Consider the following 22,103-nt stretch of genomic DNA (forward strand, 5'->3'; position numbering starts at 1 on the left):
GCCGGTGAACTCGGCTGACGTGCTAGCGGACTTTCGAGTTGTCCTCTTCGATCCGGCGGTCGGCCGCGCGTTCGGCGCGCACCACTTCGTGGCGCTCGGCGAGCAGGTCGCGGATCTCGATCAACAGCTCGGTCTCGGTCGGCTCGGCCGCCTTGGTGGTGCCGAAGCGGTTCTTGATCGTCTTCATCGGCAGGATCAGCACGAAATACAGCACGGCGGCGACCATGACGAAGTCGATGGCCGCCGTGATGATCGGGCCGATGGCAATGAAGGTGGCCGGTTTGTCGGCAATCAGCTGAACGCCGAGGCCGAGTTCGTTCGTGCTACCGAACACCGCGAGCAGAGGATTGACGATCCCTTTCGTCACCGAGGTGACGATTGAGGTGAACGCGGTGCCCATGACGACAGCGACCGAGAGATCGATGACGTTCCCACGCATCAGGAACTCTTTGAATCCCTTGAACATAAGCCGAACAGCTCCCATCCGATGTACTTCGCTTGGCACGCCTCGGATGCTAACGGGTGGCGCCGATCAGCGAAGCCTCAGCAACTGGCGGTCGAACGCCGCGCCAATACTGGGCAATTCGCTTCAGCCATAACTCTCGGGCTAGTTGCGGCGAGCGAATCGGCCCGGGCCCGCTTGGTCGCGCGGCTTGATGATGATCTGGTCCAGATTGACGTGCGGAGGCCGCGACGCGACGAAGCCGATAACCTCCGCGATGTCCTGCGCGACCAACGGGTCGATACCCTCATACACCTTCGCCGCGCGCTCGCCGTCGCCACCGAATCGGACCAGCGAGAACTCGGTTTCCACTGCGCCGGGGGCGATTTCGGTCAGACGCACCGGCTGGCCGAGCAGCTCGCCGCGCAGCGTGCGGTGCAGCACGGCTTGGGCGTGCTTGGCGGAGGTGTAGCCGGAGCCGTTGTCGTAGGCGGTGAACGCGGCCACCGACGTGACGGTGACGATCAGCCCGTCGCCGGAGGCGATCAGCTTGGGCAGCAGGGCTTTCGTGACGCGCAGCGTGCCGAGCACGTTGGTCTCCCACATCCAGCGCCAGTCGTCCAGGTCGGCCTCGGCGACCGTGGCGAGGCCCTTGGCGCCGCCCGCATTGTTGACCAGCACGTCGGCGCGCTCGACCGCCTCGGTGAACGCCCGCACCGACTCGTCCGCGGTGACGTCGAGTTCCAGTGCGGTGCCACCGATTTCGTCGGCGAGGCGCTGTAGGCGGTCGAGCCTGCGCGCGCCGACGTAGACGTGGTAGCCCTGTTCGGCCAGCTCCCGGGCGGTGGCCTCGCCGATACCCGAGCTGGCCCCGGTGACGACGGCGGTGCGAGTACTCATGACCCCGATCCTAGATGCAGGATGTTTGCCGGGCTCGACGCCGTCGCCGGGATCACCGCTAGCCTGAGTGCCATGGCTATTCGGGATGCGCTCAGTGCGGACGGAACGAGCATCGTCTACCGGGTGAGCGGCCCAGTAGACGCCAGGCCGCTTGTGCTGTTGCACGGCTGGTCGGCGAATCTGCGCTGCTGGGGCTCCGCCGCCGACGACCTCGCCGCACGGTTCCGGGTGATTGCCGTCGACCTGCGCGGCCACGGCTACTCCGACGTGCCCGCTGCGGGATATGACGATCCGAAGAACTGGGCTGGAGACGTCGCGGCGGTGCTGGCGGCCGAGGGGATCGAGTCGGGAGCCGTGTTGCTCGGCTGGTCCTACGGCGGCATCGTGCTGTCGGACTACCTGACCGCCTATGGCACCGGGGCCGTCGCGGGCATCGTCTACTCCGGCTCGATGGCGAATATTGGTCCCGATGTGCCCGGCGCGGCGACCGGCAGCGCAATGCAGCAGGCGATTCCCGGCGTCTTCGAGGAGAGCGCGGGCCGCGCGGTGCGCGCGTTCGGGGCCTTCGGCAATGCGAACACCGGGCCGGGCGCAGACAAGGGCGTCGACGCGCAGCGACTGTTCGGCGCCAGCCTTGCCACCCCGCCCGCGGTGCGCAAGGCCCTGTTCTATCGGACTGTCGACAACACCGAAACGCTCCGCACCTTGGATATTCCGGTGCTGGTCCTGCACGGCACCGCGGACCCGGTCGTCCCGATCGAGAACGGCCGCTACATCGCCGAGGCGGTCCCGGACGCGCGCGCGTCGTTCTGGGAAGGCGCGCAGCACGGGCTGTTCATCGAGGACCGCTTCCGGTTCGTTGCCGAGGTGAGCGAATTTGCTGAGAGTTTGTGATCCGGTGGACCGAACCTCTGTGATAGCTCTCACTCGGTGCGGTCCGGGCCTCTGAGTCCGGCAATCCAACGTGCACTATGGACAGTGTGAGTCAGCGCCTGGACCTACGGCCGAACCGTATCGCCGTGCTATCGGTGCACACCTCACCACTCGCCCAGCCGGGGACCGGCGACGCGGGCGGCATGAACGTCTACGTGCTGCAAACCGCCCTTCAGCTGGCCCGACGCGGCACCGAGGTCGAGATCTTCACCCGCGCCACCACCTCGAATGTCCCGCCCGTCCAAGAGGCGGCCCCCGGTGTGCTCGTGCGCAATGTGGTGGCAGGCCCGTTCGAGGGGCTGGACAAACACGACCTGGCCACCCAGCTGTGCCCGTTCACCGCGGAGGTGCTGCGTCAGGAGGCCGGGCAGCTGCCCGGGTACTACGACCTCGTGCACTCGCACTACTGGTTGTCCGGCCAGGTCGGCTGGCTGGCCAGGGACCGCTGGCGGGTGCCGCTGGTGCACACCGCGCACACACTGGCAGCGGTCAAGAACGCCGCGCTCGCCGAGGGTGACTGTCCGGAACCCGCGACCCGCGAGATCGGCGAGAAGCAGGTGATCGCGGAGGCCGATCGTCTGGTCGCCAACACCGCCGAGGAAGCTCGGCAGCTGATCGAGCTCTACGGCGCCGCCGCCGACCGGATCGACATCGTGCCGCCCGGCGCGGACCTGACGCGTTACCGTCCGGGTGACAAGGCCGCCGCCCGTGCGGCGCTAGGGCTGGCCGTCGACGAGCAGATCGTCGCGTTCGTCGGCCGGATCCAACCGCTGAAGGCTCCCGACGTGCTGGTGCGCGCCGCCGCCGAGGTGCTGCGCGCCGAACAAGAACGCAAGCTGCGTGTGCTCATCGTCGGCGGACCGTCCGGCACCGGGCTCGAGCGGCCCGACGCGCTGATCGAGCTGGCCGCCGACCTGGGCATTGCCGAACGCGTCACCTTCCTGCCGCCGCAGCCGCCGGACCGGCTGGTACTGGTCTACCGTGCCGCCGACCTGGTCGCGGTCCCCAGCTACAACGAATCCTTCGGCTTGGTCGCGATCGAGGCGCAGGCCAGTGGTACCCCAGTGCTCGCAGCCGACGTCGGGGGCCTCGGCACCGCCGTGCGGCACGAGGAATCCGGGCTGCTCGTCCCCGGACATCGCACACCGGACTGGGCGAACGCCCTCGGTTACCTGCTCGACGACCCCGATCGGCTGCACCGGATGAGCGCGCGCGCCGTCGAGCACGCCGCGAACTTCTCCTGGGCACACACCGCCGACGGGCTGCTCGCCAGCTATTCCGCGGCACTGTCCGGGCTCCGCGACGATCGCGCCGTTCTCAGCGGCGGCCTCGCGCACAGTGTTCTGCGGGACGCCGGGCAAGATCGCCTGCCCGGCGAACGGGCTGGCCTCAGCGGAGAACGGATGGCCGCCCTCATCGGCGAGAGTAGCCAGGCCAGATCGCGGGCGCTGTGGCGGCGCCGGACGGGAGTACGCCGGTGAACGAGGTGCAGGCCACCGCGCAAGTCATCGACGAAACGTTGCGCGACAAGGAAATCGAATACACCCGGCCCGGTGCGGAGACCTTCGTCGTCACCCTGCCCGGTGAGCGCAAACTCGCGACGACGGTGCTGCTCACGGTCGGCAAGCACGGGGTCCGCATCGAGTCGTTCGTCTGCCGCAAGCCGGACGAGAATTTCGAAGGCGTCTACAAATTCCTGCTGCGCCGCAATCGCAGGCTGTATGCCGTCGCCTACACCCTGGACCGGGTCGGCGATATCTATCTCGTCGGCCGACTTGCCACGCACGCCGTCACCTCCGACGAGCTCGACCGGGTGTTCGGCCAGATCCTCGAGGCCGTCGACGCCGACTTCAACACGCTGCTGGAACTCGGCTTCGCGGAATCCATTCGCAGGGAATGGAAGTGGCGCGTCTCGCGCGGCGAACCGCTGAACAACCTGCGCGCCTTCGAACATCTGGTGGACTCCGCGGACAAGCCGTGACGGCCCGAGCCGGATCCGGAGCGCCGAACGCCTGCGCGAGTGACAATCGCAGGCGGCTCGAATCCCGAAGGTGGCATGGCGATGACTGTTCTTGCTCTGGATATCGGCGCGACGAAGTTCGCGGCCGGTGTGGTGTACGCCGGTCATGCGGTCCGTGACGTACAGCGGGTGGACGTGCCGCGCGACGGCGTGTGGGACGCCTGCCGCGGCTTGCTGCGCGAGGTAGCGGGCGCGGAGCAGGTCACCGCCGTCGGCATCGGCTCGGCGGGGCCGGTGGACGTGCGGACCGGCGTCACCCGGCCGTTGAACATTCCCGAGTGGAAAGCCGGATTCCCGATCGTCGCCGCCGTGCGGGAGTCGTTTCCCTCCGCCGTGATCCGGTTCGCGATCGACGGCGCCTGCCTCGCGCTGGCCGAACACCAGGTCGGCGCGCTGCGCGGGGTGCCCGATGCCCTTGCGATGACCGTGTCGTCGGGGATCGGCGGCGGACTCATCGCCGACGGCAAGGTGCTACTGGGGCGCACCGGCAATGCTGGACACGTCGGGCATATCATCGTGCCGGGCTGGGACACGCCCTGCGGCTGCGGTGGCGTCGGCTGCGTCGAGGCGGTCGCCAGTGGCATGTCCTCGGTGCGCTGGGCGCGCGAGCAGGGCTGGCCGGGCACGACCGGCGTACAGCTGGCCGAGGCCGCACACGCCGGTGACGAGATCGCCGTCGCCGCGCTGCATCGGGCGGGCACCGCACTCGGCGAGGCGATCGCCTCCGCCGCCGCGTTGTTGGACATCGACCGGGTGGTGATCGGCGGCGGTTTCGCGCAATCCGGTGAGCCGCTGTGGCATCCGCTGCGTGCGGCGCTTGCCAAGCACGCCCGGCTGGGCTATCTGCGGGAACTGCGCGTGGAGCCGTCTCAAATCACGCACGGCGCGACGCTCGTCGGTGCGGGTGTGCTCGCCGCAGGCGACGCCACGGCGGATGACACCGTTTGAATCTCCCGCTGTGCCAGACGGGTTCACCGTGGGACGCCTGAGCGGAGAGCACGATCATCCTCTCGCGCGGACCGCGGCTGCCGGGGAACCGCTGGTGAGGATCAGGCCGAGCGTACGCAGCGGCCGGGGAACCGATGCGACCGGGCTGAACGCGCATGGGAGGATGGCGGCATGACGTACACCCTCGTGCTGCTGCGCCACGGCGAAAGCGAATGGAATGCCCTGAACCTGTTCACCGGCTGGGTGGACGTGCACCTGACGGACAAGGGTATCGCCGAGGGCAAGCGCGCCGGGGAGCTGCTGGCCGAGCACGGCATCCTGCCCGACATCGTCTACACCTCGCTGCTGCGCCGCGCGATCGCCACCGCGAACATCGCGCTGGACGCCGCCGACCGACACTGGATTCCGGTGGTCCGCGACTGGCGGCTGAACGAGCGTCACTACGGTGAGCTGCAAGGCAAGAACAAGGCGCAGATCCGGGAAAAGTACGGCGACGAGCAGTTCATGCTGTGGCGCCGCAGTTACGACACCCCGCCGCCGCCGATCGACCCGGCCAACGAGTACAGCCAGGAGGGCGACCCGCGTTACGAGGGCATCGACGTCCCGAAGACCGAGTGCCTGCTCGACGTGGTGAACCGGATGGTCCCGTACTGGGAGTCGACCATCGCCAAGGACCTGCTTTCCGGCAGGACCGTCCTGGTCGCCGCGCACGGCAACTCCCTGCGTGCGCTGGTCAAGCACCTCGACCGGATCTCCGACGACGAGATCGCCGGCCTGAACATCCCCACCGGCATCCCGCTGCGCTACGAACTGGACGAGAGCCTGCGTCCGGTCCGCCCGCGTGAATACCTGGACCCGGAAGCGGCTGCCGCAGGCGCCGCCGCCGTCGCCGGCCAGGGCGTCAAATAAATCCAGTCCGCATTCACAACGCGCTGCGACCGACTCGGTCGCAGCGCGTTGTCGTTTCCGCCGCAGAGACGAGCCCGACCGGACCAGTTGAGGCGCGATCATCCCTGGCTGGCTGGCTGTTGCGAGACACGCCCGGCGGCTGAGCGCCGGTCGGCGGTAGCGGCATCTACGGTTCCTGCGGTGAGACGAGATTCTATTGACGGCGCGGTCCGCGATGGAGTGGCTGGTGTGGACAGCAGGAGAACGTTTCAACCTGACGCAACTACATCGGCCCGATCCCCGCTTCGGAGCGCAGCGAGACCGAGCATTCCTCGTTCGCGGCCCGGCTCGGGTCCGAGCGGCGGCCGCGTCCCCGGCGAAGACACCAGCGTCGGTCGCTCGGACGCGAGCCATAAGTAGGCCGCGAACACGCCGCGCCCGCGCGGCCGAAAACACAGCTTATGTGAACAGACATTCTTATGTCGGTTACTGTTACCCCTTGTCCTTACCGGTGAGTAGGTACACTTCCGTCGTTCGAGCAGCCGAGAGGTGGATCACGTCCGATGAAGCACGCGTTGCGGGGCACAGTGGTGGCGGTTACCGCCGCGGTGCTCGTCCCCTTTCTCGTGAACGGTGCCGCCGCCGCGCCGACGCCGACCGGCCCCGACGGCGGGGCAGCGGGCGCTGCATGGGCGGCCACCCAGGACGAGCCTCAGCAGTACCCGAACATTCACATCACCTGGGATGTCCCGATCACGATGAGTGACGGCACCATCCTGAAGGGCAATGTGTATCGCCCCGCGGACGTCTCCGGCCGCCCGATCGACACCCCGACGCCGACGGTCGTCAACCTGACGCCCTACACCAAGCTGGTGTCGAACCTGGCCGACCACGCGCAGTCGATTCCCGGCCTGTCCGACGCGCTGATCGAGTTCTTCCGTCAGACCGATATGAGCGGCACCCCGTTGTCCGGCCTCACGGACCTGACCAAGGCGTTCGGCGGCGGCGAGCTGCGCAACTTCACTGTCGACCGGCAGCTGATCAAGAGCGGCTACACCCAGGTGGTGGTCGACGTGCGCGGCACCGGCTTCTCCCAGGGGGTCTGGGACATGCTGCGAGAGCGCGAGCAGCGGGACACCGTGGAGGTGATCGACTGGGCATCGCGGCAGCCGTGGTCCAACGGCCGCATCGGCATGAACGGCATCTCCTACTCCGGGATCAACCAGGTGCAGGCCGCTGAGAAGCACCCGCCCGCCCTGCAGGCCATCTTCCCGGTCGTGCCGGGCAGCGACCTGGTGAACGACGTGCTCGCACCCGGCGGCGGCTTCGGCTTCAACTTCATCCCGCTGTGGCTGACCGCGGTCAACGGCCTCAAGCTGATTCCTGACCTGGCCTCGGTGGTCAACGGGCAGTTCGATACCACGTGGCTGGCCGACCGTGCCCGTGATCCGTTGACCTTCATGGACGTTCTGCTCAACGTCTACACCACCGCGCGCATCGAGGATCTCGACCCGCGCGCCAAGGAACTGCTGACCGCCGACTCCGCACCGCGCCGAGACTGGCTGGGCGATCCGAGCACGATCCAGGTGCCGACCTTCGTCACCGGCGGCTGGCACGACCTGTTCACCTACTCGGAATCCAAGATCTACCACCAGATTCCGCTGCCCGCGGGTCAGAAGCAGCTGCTGATGGGCAACACCTACCACCTCAACTCGGGGACCGAGTACGGCAAGCCGGACCTGCCACCGCGGCTGGACGTGCTGCAGCGTGCGTGGTTCGACAAGTGGCTCAAGGACATCGACAACGGCATCGATCGGTACGGCCCGATCACGCTGCGCCAGCAGGGCGGCGGCTGGATCACCACCGACTCGTTCGCCGCGCCCACCGACGGAGCAGGTCCGCAGGAGACGGTGCACCGCAGGATGTATCTGTCCGCCGCTCCCAGTGGTACCGCGAACAGCCGCTACGACGGTTCGCTCACCGGAGACGCCAACGGCGACACCGCACGGCTGACCATCGCGCCCGGCCTGACCAGCCTGTGCTCCAATGATGCGGCGCAGGCCACCGCGGGCGTGCTTTCGGTCATCGATGGTTGTGCCAAGGACTCCCGTATCGAGGAACTGAACGGGCTGACCTTCACCAGCGCACCGGTCACCGAGGCGACTACCATCTCGGGCCGGATCGCGGTGCGGCTCAATACTATTCAGGACGCCGCCGACGGATACTGGGTGGTCACCGTGAACGACGTCGCGCCGGACGGTCGATCGGGCGTACTGTCCTCCGGGCAGCTCATGGCCTCGCTACGTGCGATCGACGACGCGAACAGCAGCAAGTCGGCCGACGGCGACTACACCGACCCGCGCCCGTTCACCTCGTTGGACCGGCGTCAGCCGACCGTCCCCGGCGAGGTGACGACGCTGGACATCGCGCTGCCCGCCACGGAGGCGATTCTGCGGCCTGGTCACCGCCTGCGCGTCGATGTGTACGCGGGCAACTTCCCCAAGGGCCTGCCGATCCTGCCGATGCTGATCGATACCGGCCTTCGGCCGCAGCATGTGCAGCTGGATCCGGAGCTGCCGAGTTTCGTAAACGTGCCGGTGCGGGGCAATCCCGGCTGGTGATCGCGGCATGACGAGCGCGCGGCGCACAGCGTGAAGTCCTGCGCCACCCTGGTGCGTCGCCGCTACGCCGACCGGGTGGACAACCACGGGTGGGCGGTGCAGGAGGTCCTGGCCGACGACGATGGCGAAACAAATTGACCGCCCGGTGAATACGCTGTGGATACGTGACATCGAACGGGGCGTAAACACGCGGCTAACAGGGTCGGAAGGTGCTATGACCTGCGAGAAACATCGCACACCCGGAGTTGGTCGGGCGGTCGGCGACCGTACGATTCAAGTGTGAGTGTTCCCCAGGCCGTCCTGCTGGCAGTCCTCGCGGCTGTCGTCGGCCTGGCAGTCGGCGGGCTGCTGATCCCGTACGTGAATGCCAGGCAGGCCGCCCGAAGGCAGGCCGATTCCGGGCTCACCATGTCGCAGGTCCTCGACCTGATCGTGCTTGCCTCCGAGAGTGGCATCGCCGTGGTCGACGAGTACCGGGACGTGGTGCTGGTGAACCCACGCGCCGAAGAGCTCGGCCTGGTCCGCCACCGCCTGCTCGACGAGCGCGCGTGGGCCGCGGTGGAGAAAGTGCTCGCCACCGGCGAGTCCGCCGAGTTCGATCTCACCGCCAAGAATCCAGTGCCGGGCCGCGGCCGTATCGCCGTGCGTGGCGTCGCCAGGCAACTGTCCCGGGAAGAGACCACCTTCACCGTACTGTTCGCCGACGACGATTCCGAGCAGGCCCGCATGGAGGCCACCCGCCGCGATTTCGTCGCCAACGTCAGCCATGAGCTCAAGACCCCGGTCGGCGCCATGAGTCTGCTCGCCGAGGCCCTGCTGGAATCGGCCGAAGACCCGGAGGCCGTGCGCCACTTCGGTCAGCGGGTCCTCGGTGAATCCCGCCGCCTCGGCAAGATGGTGACCGAACTCATCGCGCTCTCGCGCCTGCAGGGTGCGGAGAAGCTGCCCGAGCTCGAGGTGGTCGACGTGGATACCGTGGTGATGCACGCGGTCGACCGCTCGCGCACCGCCGCCGAGGCCGCGGGCATCACGGTCAGCACCGACCGTCCGAGCGGGCTCGAGGTGCTCGGCGACGAGACCCTGCTGGTCACCGCGCTGTCCAACCTGGTGGAGAACGCGATCGCCTATTCGCCCGCGGGCTCGCATGTGTCGGTCAGCCGCTCGCTGCGCGGCGACCACGTCGCCATGGCCGTCACCGACCGCGGTATCGGCATCGCCAAGGAAGACCAGGAGCGGGTGTTCGAACGGTTCTTCCGGTCCGACAAGGCACGCTCTCGCGCCACCGGAGGCACCGGGCTCGGTCTGGCTATCGTCAAGCATGTGGCCGCCAACCACAACGGTGAGATCACCCTGTGGAGCAAGTTGGGCACGGGATCGACGTTCACCCTGCGCATACCCGCTCACCACGAAGCAGGCGGGGACGAAGACCCCGACGGCTCCGTGGTGAGCACGAAAGAAACAAGCCCCCGCCTCTTGGGGCCGGGCCGACCGAATGGTGTGGAGGCACGCAGATGACGAGTGTGTTGATCGTCGAGGATGAGGAGTCGCTGGCCGATCCGCTCGCGTTCCTGCTGCGCAAGGAGGGCTTCGAGGTCACCGTGGTCGGTGACGGACCGTCCGCGCTCGCCGAGTTCGACCGGTCCGGCGCGGATATCGTGTTGCTCGACCTCATGCTGCCCGGCATGAGCGGCACCGATGTGTGCAAGCAGCTGCGCACCCGCAGCGGAGTGCCGGTGATCATGGTCACCGCGCGCGACAGCGAGATCGACAAGGTGGTCGGCCTGGAACTCGGCGCCGACGACTATGTCACCAAACCGTATTCCGCGCGCGAGCTGATCGCGCGCATCCGTGCGGTTTTGCGCCGAGGCGCGGGTGACGAGCTGGACGGCTCGAACGAGAGCGGTGTGCTCGAGGCCGGCCCGGTCCGGATGGATGTCGACCGCCACACCGTGCTGGTGAACGGCACACCGGTCACGCTCCCGCTCAAGGAGTTCGACCTGCTCGAGTACCTGCTGCGTAACTCGGGACGAGTGCTCACCCGAGGTCAGCTGATCGACCGTGTGTGGGGTGCCGACTACGTCGGTGACACCAAGACGTTGGACGTGCACGTCAAGCGTCTACGCTCCAAGATCGAAGCCGACCCCGCGAAGCCGGAGCACCTGGTCACCGTCCGCGGCCTCGGCTACAAACTCGAAGCATAAACCGCAAAGCCGAAGCCCGTTCCGCTCTCATGCCCATCGGCGACCCCATGTGCTCACGAAACGGGACAACTGATTTCGTGAGCACATGGGTAACTTCCTGGGTACGCCCAGAACACGAGTGGCACCTAACGCAGGACCTGAACGCAAATCCTGCACCTCCCCACTAGTACGGCCTGAAGGCCCGGAGAGGCGGAGGAGCACCTAACGCAGGACCTGAACGCAAATCCTGCACCTCCCCACTAGTACGGCCTGAAGGCCCGGAGAGGCGGAACAGCATCAGGGGAAGTAGATCCAGGTAGTCCCGAGGGGGGTTTCGGTCTTCTGCAGGGTGATCCAGCCGAGATCGTCTTCCTGCATGCAGTCGTAGATGTCCGCGGTGTTGGTGCCACGGCAGGCGATCGTGTGCGAGGTGCCGTACGGGCTCGCGATCAGGAGCTTGCCCGCGTCCTTGGCGTTGATCGCCGCCGGATCGGTGGCCGCGACGAACTCCGCGGTGAAATCGGCGAACCTGGCGGGATCGCCGTTCGGCTCCGCGTGAGCTACTCCGGTCAGCGTGAGGGCGGCGCCGATCGCGATGGTCGCCATGGTGAGAACTTTCTTCGACATAACGGCACATCAAACCCGATCTGGGTGAAGTGCGCATGGCGACCGGGTGAACCTGCTGCGAGATCGCACAGCGAGTGGATCGGCCAGCGGGCGTGCGGTCGGCAAACGATCAGGCTGGCCGATCGGGGGAATCGTGCATCCGGTCGGCGTGCACGGTCGCCGGGTGGATGGCGATCAGGCCGAGGCCCTCCCGACGTTTGCAGTGCCTGGCCAGCTCCTCGTAGGCGGGCGCGCCGAGCAGCTCGATCAGCTCAGGTCGGTAGGACTGCCAGACCGGCTTGCTGCCGACGTGCGCGTCCGGGGACCCGGAGCAGTACCAGTCCAGGTCGGCACCGCCCGGCCCCCAGCCGCGGCGGTCGTACTCGGTGATGACGGTGCGGAGGATCTGTATGCCGTCGGGCCGGTCCACCCAGTCCTGGGTACGCCGGATCGGCAGCTGCCAGCACACGTCCGGCTTCACCTCCAGCGGTTCGATGCCACGGCGCAGAGCCATGGTGTGCAGCGCGCAGCCGACGCCACCCGCGAAGCCGGGACGGTTGAGGAAGATGCACGCGCCGTCGAGCCGGCGAGTGCGCAGCGCGGGCTCGTCCTCCAGTTCATCGAGTTCCAGGTAGCCCTTCTTGGTGATCGCGCCCTCGGTGTCGGTTGCCTCGCCCATCAGCTGCCAATCCTGCGGTGTGAGCATTTTCACAGCGCGCTGCAGTCGTTTTCGGTCGTCCTTGTCGGAGAGGAATGCGCCGTGCGAGCAACAGCCGTCGTCGGGCCGGTCCGCCAAGATGCCCTGACAAGCCGGTGTGCCGAAGACACATGTCCATCGCGACAGTAGCCAGGTCAGATCGGCGACGATCAGATGCTCGTCGTTTGCCGGATCGACGAATTCGATCCATTCGCGCGGGAAGTCCAGATCGACTTCGGGAGCCGGATCAATCTTCCCCGCTGGTCGGGACCCGGTGGGGCCACTCGCGGATGCGCCTACCGTCACACCTGAGGACGCTAACAGTTCAGTCGCCCGGTCTAAAGTGCCGTAACACCCAGTACCGTGTTCATGTGCGGCTTGGGGTACTCGATGTCGGAAGCAATACGGTTCACCTGCTCATGGTGGACGCACATCGCGGTGGTCACCCCATGCCCATGAGCTCGACGAAAGCCACGTTGCGGCTGGCGGAGAACATCGACGACGCGGGCCGCATCACCGAGGCGGGCGAGCAGCGGCTGATCGCCACCGTCGCTGAATTCGCCAGCATCGCCGAGACTTCCAGGTGCGTCGAGTTGATGCCGTTCGCCACCTCGGCGCTGCGCGAGGCGACCAACTCCGACGAGGTGCTCGCCGGAGTACGCGCGGCGACGGGCGTCGATCTGCAGGTACTGTCCGGTGTCGACGAGGCGAGGCTGACCTTTCTCGCGGTGCGCCGCTGGTACGGCTGGAGCGCGGGCCGCATCCTCAATCTGGACATCGGCGGCGGATCTTTGGAAATCACCAACGGTGGGGACGAGGAACCCGACGTCGCGCTGTCGCTGCAACTCGGTGCGGGCCGGTTGACCAGGGAGTGGCTGCGCGAGGATCCGCCAGGCAAGCGTCGTGTCGCCGTGCTGCGCGACTGGCTCGACGCCGAGCTGGTTGTGCCGGCGAAGCAGCTGGTCGAGGCCGGCCGGCCCGACCTGGCGGTCGGTACGTCGAAGACATTTCGTTCGCTCGCCCGACTGACCGGAGCGGCACCCTCGGCGGCGGGCCCGCGTGTGCGCCGTACACTCACCAGCTCAGGTCTGCGCCAACTGATTGCGTTCATCTCGCGGATGACGGCGTCGGACCGGGCAGAATTGGAAGGCGTGAGTTCCGATCGGTCACAGCAATTGGTGGCTGGCGCACTGGTCGCGGAGGCGAGTATGCGGGCACTATCGCTGGACAGTCTGGAGATTTGTCCGTGGGCGCTGCGTGAGGGGCTGATCCTGCGCAAACTGGATACCGACATGAATGGTGGACCCAGAGCAACGCACATACCGGGCCCGGCAGCCGAGGAAGGCAAGCCGGCGCCCGGCGGTGGCGTGGCGCTATCGGGACCGATCGGGACGGTGTCGTCATGAGCGAGCGATGCGAGCGAACAATGAACACAGCCGAGTACTCGGTCATGGCGGAGCCGAGCGCTAGCGAGGCGCAGTCATGAGCGAGGATTCCAAACAGCTGTCGGTCGCGGAGCTGCTGGCCCGCAACGGTCAGCAGGGCTCCGCCTCGTCCGGCGGGAGGCGCCGCCGCAGCGGCCGTGGCATCTCGGTCGCCGAACTCACCGGTGACCTGCCGGTCATCCGTGAGGGCGGCGGTCACTCCGCGCACTCCGCGCCCGACTCCGGCGCATCGGAGGAGCCCGCGTACGAGCAGCCCTCGTTCGATCTGCCCGCGCCGGAACCTGTTTCTTACACACCGCCGGAGCCAGTGCCCGACGTATCGTCGTATTCGCCCATGTCCGGGCCGATTTCGATGTACGACCCGCTGGCGGCCTACGCCCAGCAGGAGCCGCCGAGGGCCGATCCGGAACCAGGGCGGTCGAGCCGGGTGATGCCGGGCCGGGAGATGCCCTCCTCGCGACACGCCACGCCCATCGACCCGCTCTCGCCGCATACGCCCGTGTCCGACCTGTACCCGGTCGCGGCCGACCCGTACGTGACCGACGCGGTGCCGGGCGGTTCCCTGCCGGAGGCGCCGCCGCGTGCGTCCGGACGCCGACGCAGACATGCCGAACCGGAGGAGGGCGCCACCGAGGTACGTCCGCCGCTGCGCGAATTGCCGCCGGAGCCGAGTAGGCGCGGATGGGTCGACCGTGGCGTGGCGAGTGGCGCTCTGCCGGAGTTCGGTCCTGCCGACGGTCGCCAAGGACCTGGCCGTAACGGTCACCCGGAGTTCGGTGAATCGGATTTCGGGCGAGCCGATCGCGGGCGGTCGATTCTGCCCGAGCGCAACGGGGCCATGAGCGGCCGGGCCGCCCGGCGTCGTGCGAAGGAGGCAGAGGAGGCCGGATCTGCTCCCGCCGCTTGGTCGCCGTCCACCAACGGTTTCGCTCCGGAGTCGGAGCCGCTGCCGCTGCCCGAGACGAGACCGAAGTTGCCCGACCGGCTGCCGGAGTCGCAGCCGAGATCGTCCCGCCGCAACGGCGCGGGCGACGGTGGCCTGCCTGCCTGGTCAGCGCGAAGTCGCGCGAGTTCACCGTCGCGCGAGTCGGCGCCCGAGTCCGGCGGCATCCCGACCGCTGCGTGGTCGCTGGCCAGCCAGGACCAGCAGCTCGTTTCCGGCCAGACGGTCGCGGGCGACCTGCTGCGCGATGGCGTCGAGCGGGCCGAGCGCGGCAAACGCGGACGAGGCGAGCGCGAAACCGGTCGTGCGCGGGTCGAGGTCGACGAGGGCGTGACCGACGTATATGCACCCGTCCTCGACATCGACGACGAGGACGACGAGGACGAGGTCGCCGAGCAGCCTCGTACCCGGGCTATGTCCGCACGCCGGTCGAGGATGTCCGAGAAGGCGGCGTACGACGCCAATCGGCGCCAGTGGATGATCCTCGGCGGTCAGAGCACCGGCGCAGCGGTCGCGGGCATGTTGTTGTTCAAAGGCTTCGAGCGCATGTGGGAGATGCTCCCCTGGGTGGCGCTGGCGCTGGCGATGATCGTGATCCTCGGCCTTGTTGCCCTCGTGCGGATCCTGCGCAGGACCGACGACATCCTCAGCACCGTAATCGCCGTCGTGGTGGGCAGCTTCGTCACGTTGGGGCCGCTCGCCTTTCTCCTCAGTACGAACTGAGTAGGGAGCTGCCGTGGGGAACATTGGGCAGGCGGACGAGGCCGGGATGCGGCACGCCCCTGAGGCGGGGGCGGAAGCCGTCTCGCCCGGCGGACTCGGCGGCGCCTTCCAGCCACGGCAGATCCAGGTCGGCTTGTCGACGGCCTCCGTGTACCCGCAGAACGCCGAAGCGGCGTTCCGCTACGCTGCCGAACTCGGTTACGACGGCGTCGAACTGATGGTATGGGCCGAACCGGCCAGCCAGAGCATCGCCACCGTGCAGGCGTATTCCCGCAAGTACGGTGTCCCGGTGCTGGCCGTGCACGCGCCGTGCCTCCTGATTTCGCAGCGGGTGTGGGGCTCGGATCCGATCGCCAAGCTGGAGCGCAGCGTCCACACCGCCGAGGCACTCGGCGCGCGCACCGTGGTGGTACACCCGCCGTTCCGCTGGCAACGTCGTTACGCCGCCGGGTTCGCTGCGCAGGTGGCCGAGCTGGAGGAGGTCAGTTCGGTGATCGTCGCGGTGGAGAACATGTTTCCGATGCGCGCGGATACACTGTTCGGCCGGGGCGAACGTGGGGTGAAGCGGCTGGAGCGGCGGGGCGGTCCCGGGCCCGCGCTCACCGCTTTCAGTCCGTCCTACGACCCGACCGACACCGGGTTCCGGCACTACACACTCGACCTGTCGCACACCGCGACCGCGGGCGCCGACCCGCTGGCTTTGGCCGCGCGCATGGGGGAGGGCCTCGCGCACCTGCACCTGGCCGACGGCCGCGGTGCCGCCCACGACGAGCATCTGGTTCCTGGTGAAGGCAGTCAGCCGTGCGTGGAGGTGTGCGCAACCCTGGTCGGCACCGGCTTCTCCGGCCAAGCAGTGGCCGAGATCAACACGCAGAATGCCCGTACCACCCAGGCTCGGGCAGCCATGCTGCATCGCACGCTGGCTTTCGCCCGCCAGCACCTGAACGGTCTCGCGCCCGCCGCTGCGCCCGCGCCGACCGGCGCGGACCGGACGTGGCCCGCGCCGCCGGTGTGACGGGCGCCGCTTTCCTGCACTAGGGAATTCGGCCGCTCAATTTCTGGGTTGTACGCTGTATGAACGCTGTCGCGCCATGGCGCCAGCGGTGCCTGGGCGACGCCCACAAGCCCCATCGGTGCGGCCGATGGATGACAGGAGTAAGGATGACGGTCGATCTCGACCCGGCCCTCGCGAGCGACGCACCGTTCAGTCGGGTGTGCGCCCTGACCGAACTGCCCGCAACCACACCGGATACGGGCCGCTACCTGGGTGTCATCGACGAGATCTGGACCATCGGCAAGAAAGTGCACGGCGGAACGATGGTCGCCGCCAGCGCCGCGGCAGCGACCGCCTGGCTGCGCGCCTCCGACCCCGCCCTGGTCGGCATGGCCCCGATCGCCGCGAGTTCCGACTTCCTCGGCGCACCCAACCCGGGCGAGGTCGAGTACGAGGTGCGCGTCCGGAAGGTCGGTCGGCAGATCTGCCTGGCCGATGCCGACCTGATCCAGGACGACCGCACTCTGGTCCGCACGGCGCTCACCTTCAGCCGTCTGGACGACGCTGAGCCGATCTATGCCCCGAATCACGGTGACATGCCGGTGCAGCCACCTGCCGACGCGGTCGGCTACGAGCCAGGTACGCCGATGGGTGGCGTGGTGCACGTCGGCCAGGGTGCCGAGCTGTACCTCGATCGCGAGTGGGCCCGTTTCCTCGATGGCGAAAAAGGGGAACCGCGCCTGCGGATGTGGATGCGGCCCCGTCCCGCCGACGAGCAGGACCCCGACGTCGCCATGTTCTTCGCGATGATGAGCGCCGACATGAGCCCGCCGGTGCCGATGAACCTCGGCCACTTCGGCTGGGCGCCCACCGTGCAGATGACCACCTATCTGCGACGCAGTCCCGCACCGGGCTGGCTGCGGGTCATCGCGACCACGCATGAGGTCGGCGGCCGCATGTTCGACGAAGATCAACTGGTTCTCGACTCCACCGGAGCGGTCGTCGCGCAGAGCCGTCAGCTGGCGCTCGTCCCCCAGCGCTGAGCGCGAGCACGTAGCCGACGCGGGGAAGGCCTCCCTCGCAGCACTGACCCGAACTCACGAAACGTAACATCTGATTTCGTGAGCACATGGGTAACTCATCGGGTACGTCCAGAACCTGGCAGCGCACTCGACGCAGGACCTGAACGCGACGTGCGCGGCTGTCGCCCATACGGCCTGAATCCGCGGAGAGGCGGATCGGAGAGGTGGACCAGCCCATGACGAGAATTGCGGTAATCGGTGGCGGGCGCATCGGGGAGGCGTTGATCGCGGGGTTGCTGGAATCCGGACGACTGGCCAAGGACCTGGTCGTCGTGGAGACCCACCGGGAACGGGCCCATCAGATCGCAGACCGCTTTCATGTGCGGGTCACCGACGACGTGGCCGATGCCGCGGTGGGCGCGGACCTGCTGGTGATCGCGGTGAAGCCCGCCGATGTCGACGCCGTGCTCGCCCCGCTCGGCAAGGTGGAGCTCGGCAGCGACCGCGACCAGGTGCTCCTCTCGCTGGCGGCGGGGGTGCCGACGGCGCGTCTGGAAGGCAAGTTGCCCGCAGGTTTCCCAGTGGTACGGGTGATGCCGAATACGCCGATGCTGGTGGGGCAGGGCATGAGCGTGATCGCGCCGGGCCGCTATGCCCGGTCACATCATTTGGAGCTGGTGACCGAGGTGCTCGCCGCGGTCGGCAAGGTGGTTACCGTCGCTGAGACGCAAATGGACGCGGTTACCGCGGTGTCCGGCTCCGGCCCCGCCTACTTCTTCCTTGTCGTCGAGGCCATGGTGGACGCGGGCGTCGGACTCGGACTCACCAGGGACGTGGCCACCGAGCTCGTGGTGCAGACCATGGTCGGCTCGGCGGCGCTGCTGGACGGTTCCGGCCAGACGGCCGCCGAACTGCGCGCAGCGGTCACCTCGCCGGCAGGCACGACCGCGGCGGCAGTACGTGAGCTGGAGCGCGGCGGACTGCGCTCGGCATTTTTCGAGGCGCTCGATGCGGCCAAGCAACGATCAGTGGAACATGGCGCTCCAGCCGAATGACCGATCGGTTTCCAATCGGAAAACCGATTTCTCACTCCCGTCGCAGTAACACCACTGGTCCCGCTAAGCTTCAAGGAGCACGTGCGTGTCTGTACCGCCGGTGGGGAAGCCGGCGGCGCGGACGTGCCGGAGGTCAATGGTGCAATGATGTCTTCGAACAAGATGTCTGCAAATAATTCAGGAGCGTCCGGCGGCGCCGGTCCCTCTAGCGGCCGGGGCACCTCCCGAACGCAGAGTGGGTCCGCGTCCCAGGGGCAATCTGTGCTCGGTGGTGGCACCCAGTTCCTCACCGTCGCCGAGGTGGCGAATCTGATGCGGGTGTCCAAGATGACGGTATATCGGCTGGTGCATTCCGGTGAGTTGCCCGCCGTACGAGTCGGTCGATCGTTCCGTGTGCATGCCAAGGCGGTGCACGACTACCTGGAAACGTCCTACTTCGACGCCGGATGAGGCGGTTTCGCCACCGGCCGGACGTGCCGGTACGATAGCTCCTCGGTTCGTGTTCGCCCGCTGGCGGCACCGCTGTCGGGTGCCCCGTGGTGCCCGGCGGCGCGGACACAGGGCGTGCGGCTTGCTGGGCGACCTCGGTCAGTTGGCAGGGGCGCCTCGGCGGACGGACATCCGGCAATCGCGCACGTCGAGAGCGTGCGCGCCGAGTAGAGAGAACGCGAGGAACAACCCTATGGGTTCTGTGATCAAGAAGCGCCGCAAGCGCATGTCGAAGAAGAAGCACCGCAAGCTGCTTCGCCGCACGCGCGTCCAGCGGCGCAAACTCGGCAAGTAAGGCGTCGCTGCGCGATAGCTGCGGAAGCCCGTCACCAATAGGTGACGGGCCTTTTCGTTTTGAAATTCAAAATTTTGAAACTGTCGAATGTATCACGTGACTGAAGTCATCGTTAGATCCTGGTTAATACTCTCGGCCAATGGGAACGCACCCGCTACTCTGGGAGCGGGAATAACACCAATGGGGGCTGCCAAGGTGGGAAGCGGTGCCGGTGGGTTCTGACGTGCGGGACGAACAGACGCCGAAGGTCGTGCTGGTCACCGGGGCCAGTCGGTTCTTCGGTGGTAACGTCGTCGCCCGGCTCGCCCAGGATCCCGGCATCGAGCGCATCCTCGCCGTCGATACGATGACACCGAGCCGTGAGCTCCAGCGCCGTATGGGCCGCGCCGAATTCGTCCGCGCGGACATCCGAAATCCCTTGATCCGTAAGGTGATCGATGGTGGCGCGGTGGATACCGTGGTACACGCCGCGGTGCTGGCGCGGCCACCGGGGGGCGGTAGCCGCGCGGTGATGAAGGATCTCAACGTCCTCGGCGCCATGCAGCTGTTCGCGGTGTGCCAGAAGGCGCCGTCGGTGCGCAGCGTTGTGCTGCGCTCCTCGTCGGCGGTGTACGGTTGCAGCGCGAAGGACCCCGCGAAATTCAGCGAGGAAATGAGCGCGCGGACGCCCCCGCGCGGCGGGTTTGCGCGCGACATGATCGAAATCGAAGGTTTCGTGCGCGGGCTGGCGCGGCGCCGCCCGGATATCGCCACGGCTATTCTGCGATTCGCGCCGATCGTGGGTCCGCGGCTGGCCGGTCGTGGAGTGCAATATCTACGTTCTCCGGTCACGCCGACCGTTTTCGGCCGGGATGCCAGGATGCAGTTGTTGCACGAGGAGGACGCGGTCGCCGCGTTGACCCTCGCGGCGCGCGCCACGCCGAGCGGCACCTACAACATCGCGGGCGACGGCGCACTGTCGCTCTCGCAGGCGGTTCGGCGGGCGGGCCGGGTCGAGCTGCCTGTGCCGTTCACCGTGTTCCGCACCGCGGGACGGCTGCTGATGGGCCCCGTGATGCGCGAGTTCTCCGGCGAGCAGCTCGACTATTTCCATTTCGGTTGTGGTCTGGACACCACGCGCATGCGCGCCGAACTAGGGTTCGTGCCGCGCTGGACGACGGTCCAGGCGTTCGACGACTTCATCGGGGGCGCAGCGTTGCGGCCCGTGGTCGATCCCGCATGGATCGACGCCGCAGAAAACAAACTGCTCGGCCTGCTCGGGGCCGGTACGGGAGCACAGCAATGAACGACGTAGCGAAGGTCATTCCACTGCACGACCTCCAGATCGAGGCGCGCCAGCGGCCGATCCCGCGACGCTGGCCCGAGACCTCGGCAGGCGTGCCCCCGCCGAGCCCCGTGACGTCACTGACGGAGCGTCTCGCCGCCGTCTCGCCGCCCCCGCCGCAATCGCTGTCGGGGCTGGTGCGCGGCGCGCTCGGCAGGCAGATCGGAAAGACCGCCGAATTCGCGCGCCGCAGGCTCGCAGGCGACTACCAGGTCGACGAGTTCGGCTTCGACGAGCACCTACTCGAGTCGATCGTTCTACCCGCACTGCGCCCGATGTCGGAACTGTGGTTCCGCGCGGAGGTCAGCGGGATGGAGAACATCCCGGAGGCGGGCGGCGCGCTGATCGTGGCCAACCACGCGGGCACCGTGCCGCTGGACGGCCTGATGTTGCAGCTGGCCGTACACGACCGGCACCCGAAACAGCGCGCGCTACGCCTGCTCGCCGCCGATCTGATCTTCGAGATGCCGGTGCTCGGCGCGCTCGCCCGCAAGGCTGGACACACGCTGGCCTGCCGCGAGGATGCCGAGCGGCTGCTGCGCTCCGGCGAGCTGACGGGAGTGTTCCCAGAGGGTTTCAAGGGCGTCGGCAAGCACTTCGCCGACCGCTACAAACTGCAGCGCTTCGGCCGCGGCGGTTTCGTCGCCGCGGCGGTGCGGACCGGCGTGCCGATCATCCCGTGCTCCATCGTCGGCTCCGAGGAGATCTACCCGAAGCTGGCCGACCTCAAGCCGTTGGCCCGGCTGCTCGGCCTGCCGTACTTCCCGGTGACCCCGTTGTTCCCGCACCTCGGCCCGCTCGGCGCAGTACCGCTGCCGTCGAAGTGGTACATCGAGTTCGGCGCCCCGATCCCGACCACCGGCTACGAGCCTGAAGCGGCCGACGACCCGATGACCATGTTCGAGGTCACCGACCAGGTGCGCGAGACCATCCAGCAGACGCTGTACAAGCTGCTCACCAAACGCCGCAACATATTCATGGGCTGAGTTTTCGGCCGCGCGGGCGCGGCGGGCCCGCGGCCCCTTTGGGGCTCGCGTCCGAGCGACCGCCGCTGGCGACTTCGTCGCGGACGCGCCGGCCGCTCGGACGGGAGCCGGGCCGCGAACGGGGGAATGCTAGGTCTCGCTGACACGAGAATAGCGAATTTCCCCACCCACGGCGGAGCGCGCAGCGCCCCTGAACAGCTTCGCTCGGAATCGGGAGTTGGGCCGATGTGGTTGCGCCAGCAGGTGATCGCTGCGTTTGTTTGCCTGCTGGTCGAGGCGTCTGGTGCTCGTGTCCGACCTGGCGGCGACGGCGACTTTCGTGGTGCGGACGTGTCGACCGTTCGGAGGTGTGCTCTGCAGGAACGACTGTGTTCGTTTTGCAGCGCCTGCAGCGCTGCGGACGGGCTGGCTTCCTCGGAATCGCGAGCGTGCCGAGGTGATTGGGATACGAGAGAGCCTCGGGTTGATTGACCGGTCCGTGGCGCTGCGTGTTCGCGGGCCCTTTTGTGGCTGGCATCCGAGCGGCCGCTGCTGGCGAGCGCACGCATGCGCATCGACTTGCTCGGTCGCGGGTCGGTTCGCGAAGACGGAT

Annotated in this window: 20 protein-coding genes and 1 pseudogene; 17 read left to right on the top strand and 4 right to left on the bottom strand. The window is 67.8% G+C overall.

All coding sequences use genetic code 11. The annotated features are described in order from the left end of the window. Positions 1–22: 22 nt before the first annotated feature. Together mscL and AB4Z47_RS13850 are read right to left on the bottom strand one after the other, a co-directional pair. Positions 23–466 (bottom strand): large conductance mechanosensitive channel protein MscL, encoded by a 444-nt coding sequence (gene mscL, locus AB4Z47_RS13845; RefSeq protein WP_441951046.1) that lies wholly within the window; start codon positions 464–466, stop codon positions 23–25. Positions 467–607: 141 nt separating this feature from the next. Then, complete coding sequence (locus AB4Z47_RS13850; RefSeq protein WP_441950889.1) at positions 608–1,342, bottom strand: SDR family NAD(P)-dependent oxidoreductase; 735 nt, start codon at positions 1,340–1,342, stop codon at positions 608–610. A gap of 72 nt (positions 1,343–1,414) precedes the next feature. Here AB4Z47_RS13850 and AB4Z47_RS13855 point away from each other — a divergent pair, with 72 nt between their 5' ends. From AB4Z47_RS13855 to AB4Z47_RS13890, 8 genes are all read left to right on the top strand, one after another. Continuing rightward, complete coding sequence (locus AB4Z47_RS13855) at positions 1,415–2,236, top strand: alpha/beta fold hydrolase (protein WP_441950891.1); 822 nt, start codon at positions 1,415–1,417, stop codon at positions 2,234–2,236. A gap of 77 nt (positions 2,237–2,313) precedes the next feature. Further along, positions 2,314–3,756 carry a D-inositol-3-phosphate glycosyltransferase gene (mshA, locus tag AB4Z47_RS13860; RefSeq protein WP_441950892.1) on the top strand — a complete coding sequence of 481 codons (1,443 nt, stop codon included), beginning with the start codon at positions 2,314–2,316 and terminating at the stop codon, positions 3,754–3,756. A gap of 5 nt (positions 3,757–3,761) precedes the next feature. Next, the gene (locus AB4Z47_RS13865) at positions 3,762–4,256 is read left to right on the top strand and encodes a YbjN domain-containing protein (protein ID WP_441951047.1); all 495 of its coding nucleotides are present in this window, start codon (positions 3,762–3,764) and stop codon (positions 4,254–4,256) included. Positions 4,257–4,337: 81 nt separating this feature from the next. Further along, positions 4,338–5,243: an ROK family protein gene (locus AB4Z47_RS13870; protein ID WP_441950894.1), complete on the top strand. Its 906-nt coding sequence runs from the start codon at positions 4,338–4,340 to the stop codon at positions 5,241–5,243. Positions 5,244–5,414: 171 nt separating this feature from the next. After that, entirely contained in the window at positions 5,415–6,152 is a 738-nt protein-coding gene (locus AB4Z47_RS13875; protein ID WP_441950896.1) for a phosphoglyceromutase, read from the top strand. 542 nt (positions 6,153–6,694) lie between these two features. Then, on the top strand, positions 6,695–8,752 hold the full coding sequence (locus tag AB4Z47_RS13880; RefSeq protein ID WP_441950897.1) for a CocE/NonD family hydrolase: 2,058 nt from the start codon (positions 6,695–6,697) through the stop codon (positions 8,750–8,752). A gap of 279 nt (positions 8,753–9,031) precedes the next feature. Next, the gene (locus tag AB4Z47_RS13885) at positions 9,032–10,267 is read left to right on the top strand and encodes a sensor histidine kinase (protein ID WP_441950899.1); all 1,236 of its coding nucleotides are present in this window, start codon (positions 9,032–9,034) and stop codon (positions 10,265–10,267) included. Further along, a complete protein-coding gene (locus tag AB4Z47_RS13890) occupies positions 10,264–10,953 on the top strand; it encodes a response regulator transcription factor (protein ID WP_327110437.1) in 690 nt (229 codons plus the stop codon). Before AB4Z47_RS13885 ends, AB4Z47_RS13890 begins: the two co-directional genes overlap by 4 nt. A gap of 276 nt (positions 10,954–11,229) precedes the next feature. On the opposite strand, the gene AB4Z47_RS13895 is transcribed toward AB4Z47_RS13890, so the two are convergent. After that, complete coding sequence (locus tag AB4Z47_RS13895) at positions 11,230–11,559, bottom strand: hypothetical protein (protein ID WP_441950901.1); 330 nt, start codon at positions 11,557–11,559, stop codon at positions 11,230–11,232. 109 nt (positions 11,560–11,668) lie between these two features. Then, on the bottom strand, positions 11,669–12,541 hold the full coding sequence (locus AB4Z47_RS13900; protein WP_441950903.1) for a hypothetical protein: 873 nt from the start codon (positions 12,539–12,541) through the stop codon (positions 11,669–11,671). A 65-nt stretch (positions 12,542–12,606) separates the two neighbouring features. Here AB4Z47_RS13900 and AB4Z47_RS13905 point away from each other — a divergent pair, with 65 nt between their 5' ends. From AB4Z47_RS13905 to AB4Z47_RS13945, 9 genes and pseudogenes are all read left to right on the top strand, one after another. After that, positions 12,607–13,641, top strand: coding sequence for a Ppx/GppA phosphatase family protein (locus tag AB4Z47_RS13905; protein ID WP_441950905.1), 1,035 nt, complete (start codon positions 12,607–12,609; stop codon positions 13,639–13,641). Between the two features lie 1,456 nt (positions 13,642–15,097). After that, positions 15,098–15,346, top strand: a pseudogene (locus tag AB4Z47_RS13910) (hypothetical protein); the annotation flags it as partial. A 13-nt stretch (positions 15,347–15,359) separates the two neighbouring features. After that, a complete protein-coding gene (locus AB4Z47_RS13915; RefSeq protein WP_441950907.1) occupies positions 15,360–16,361 on the top strand; it encodes a sugar phosphate isomerase/epimerase family protein in 1,002 nt (333 codons plus the stop codon). 146 nt (positions 16,362–16,507) lie between these two features. After that, positions 16,508–17,383: a thioesterase family protein gene (locus AB4Z47_RS13920; RefSeq protein ID WP_441950909.1), complete on the top strand. Its 876-nt coding sequence runs from the start codon at positions 16,508–16,510 to the stop codon at positions 17,381–17,383. Positions 17,384–17,598: 215 nt separating this feature from the next. Beyond that, positions 17,599–18,417, top strand: coding sequence for a pyrroline-5-carboxylate reductase (proC, locus tag AB4Z47_RS13925; RefSeq protein ID WP_441950911.1), 819 nt, complete (start codon positions 17,599–17,601; stop codon positions 18,415–18,417). A gap of 162 nt (positions 18,418–18,579) precedes the next feature. Next, entirely contained in the window at positions 18,580–18,867 is a 288-nt protein-coding gene (locus AB4Z47_RS13930; protein ID WP_441951049.1) for a helix-turn-helix domain-containing protein, read from the top strand. 232 nt (positions 18,868–19,099) lie between these two features. Beyond that, positions 19,100–19,201, top strand: coding sequence for a 30S ribosomal protein bS22 (locus AB4Z47_RS13935; protein WP_003402602.1), 102 nt, complete (start codon positions 19,100–19,102; stop codon positions 19,199–19,201). A 211-nt stretch (positions 19,202–19,412) separates the two neighbouring features. Further along, positions 19,413–20,486 (top strand): NAD-dependent epimerase/dehydratase family protein, encoded by a 1,074-nt coding sequence (locus AB4Z47_RS13940; protein WP_441951051.1) that lies wholly within the window; start codon positions 19,413–19,415, stop codon positions 20,484–20,486. Beyond that, positions 20,483–21,511: a lysophospholipid acyltransferase family protein gene (locus tag AB4Z47_RS13945; protein ID WP_441950913.1), complete on the top strand. Its 1,029-nt coding sequence runs from the start codon at positions 20,483–20,485 to the stop codon at positions 21,509–21,511. Before AB4Z47_RS13940 ends, AB4Z47_RS13945 begins: the two co-directional genes overlap by 4 nt. Positions 21,512–22,103 lie beyond the last annotated feature (592 nt).

The sequence above is a fragment of the Nocardia sp. 2TAF39 genome (assembly GCF_052114905.1).
In the GTDB taxonomy this organism is placed as follows: Bacteria; Actinomycetota; Actinomycetes; order Mycobacteriales; family Mycobacteriaceae; genus Nocardia.